The organism is Kitasatospora sp. NPDC058478, assembly GCF_042720345.1.
GTDB lineage: Bacteria > Actinomycetota > Actinomycetes > Streptomycetales > Streptomycetaceae > Kitasatospora.
In genome coordinates this window covers 11,532-13,159 of sequence record NZ_JBHXML010000042.1, presented here as the reverse complement: position 1 = coordinate 13,159, position 1,628 = coordinate 11,532, and the positions used below count along the sequence as shown (strand labels likewise).

General features: G+C 70.8%; 1 protein-coding gene. It reads left to right on the top strand.

Annotated elements, in window-relative coordinates; genetic code table 11:
- Positions 1-277 precede the first annotated feature (277 nt).
- Complete coding sequence (locus ACFWPT_RS23375; protein ID WP_380381108.1) at positions 278-1,534, top strand: hypothetical protein; 1,257 nt, start codon at positions 278-280, stop codon at positions 1,532-1,534.
- Positions 1,535-1,628: the final 94 nt, after the last annotated feature.

The window sequence follows — 1,628 nt, the reverse complement described above, 5'->3', positions numbered from 1 at the left end:
GCGGGGCCCGGGGTGGCGCTGGGGGTGGTCCCGCGGCGCCCGGGCTCGGTGGGGGTCACGCGGGGGCCCGGCGCCGCCCCCCGACGGGGGGCCGGCCCACCCCTAGGGCGCGGCGGCCGGCCTCCTGTCGCACACCTATCTCCCAACTCCCGTCCCATGCAAGCCTCGACACATTGTCGATCAAGGTGTTCTGATGTTCGCACCATACGTATGACTATCTGACCAGCATTTGACGGCGGGTCGGAGAAGCGGAGGAACGGTGCGGCCTGCTCGTGGCGTGGCTGTCCTGCTGGCAACGGGGGTCGTCGTGGCCCTCGGCCTGGGCACGGGAGGCCCCGACTCGAAGGGCAGACCGGCCACCGCCGGCGCCGCGCCGGAGAGCACACCCGACCCGAGCGGCACACCCTCCGACAGCCCCAGCAGCCCCGGTGCCACCCCGACCCCCAGCGCCACGCCGACCTGGGACGGCCAGGTCAAGGTGCTCGGCGACGGCTCCACCTCCGACACCGGCCCGCAGCCCAGACAACCCCGGCCCGAGAAGCTGAAGCCCGGTGAGAAGCCGCCGCAGTTCGTGGTGTTCTCCTGGGACGGCGCGCTGGAGGGCGACGACGAACAGTTCTCGCGCTTCCGCAAGCTGGGCACGGAGAACAACGCCCAGATGACGTTCTTCCTGAGCGGCATCTACACCCTGCCCAAGTCCAAACGCACGCTCTACCACCCGCCGCAGCACGACGCCGGCGCCTCCGCCATCGACTTCGCCACCGACGCCCACATCAAGGACACCCTGGAGCAACTGCGCCTGGCCTGGCAGGACGGGAACGAGATCGGCACCCACTTCAACGGGCACTTCTGCGGCTCCAAGGGCGGCGGCGACTGGAGCACCGAGGAGTGGAAGAGCGAGCTCGACCAGGCGATCTCCTTCGTCACCAACTGGAAGACCAACACCGGCTTCAAGAACCTCCCGCCGCTGCCCTTCGACTACACCAAGGAGGCGGTCGGCGGCCGCGCCCCCTGCCTGGAGGGCCAGAAGAACCTGCTCGCGGCCGAGAAGGCGGCCGGCTTCCGGTACGACGCCAGCTCACCGGGCGAGTTCCAGGTCTGGCCCGGCAAGAAGGACGGGATCTGGAACTTCCCGCTCCAACTGCTGCCCTACCCGGGCAAATCGGCCCAGGTCCTCTCGATGGACTTCAACTTCCTCGCCAACCAGTCCGGGGACACCACCAAGGGCGATCCGAAGAAGTACGACGCGTGGGAGAAGGAGACCCGCAACGGCTACCTCAACGGCTTCGAACGGGTCTACAACGGCAGCCGGGCCCCGCTCTTCATCGGGAACCACTTCGAGAGCTGGAACGGCGGCATCTACATGCAGGCCATCGAGGACGTGATGAAGAGCGTCTGCACCCGGGAGGGCGTCCGCTGCGTGTCCTTCCGCCAGGTCGCCGACTGGCTGGACGCCCAGGACCCCAAGGTGCTCGACCAGTTGCGCGCGCTGGACCCGGGGCAGCCGGCCGACTGGTCCCGCCTGGTCAAGTGACCAGGCCCGGGCGGCCGCGGGGGCGGGGCACCCCCCCCCCCGGCCGCCCCGCCCCCCCCGCCCCCGGGCCCACCCGCCGCCCCGGGGCCCCGCC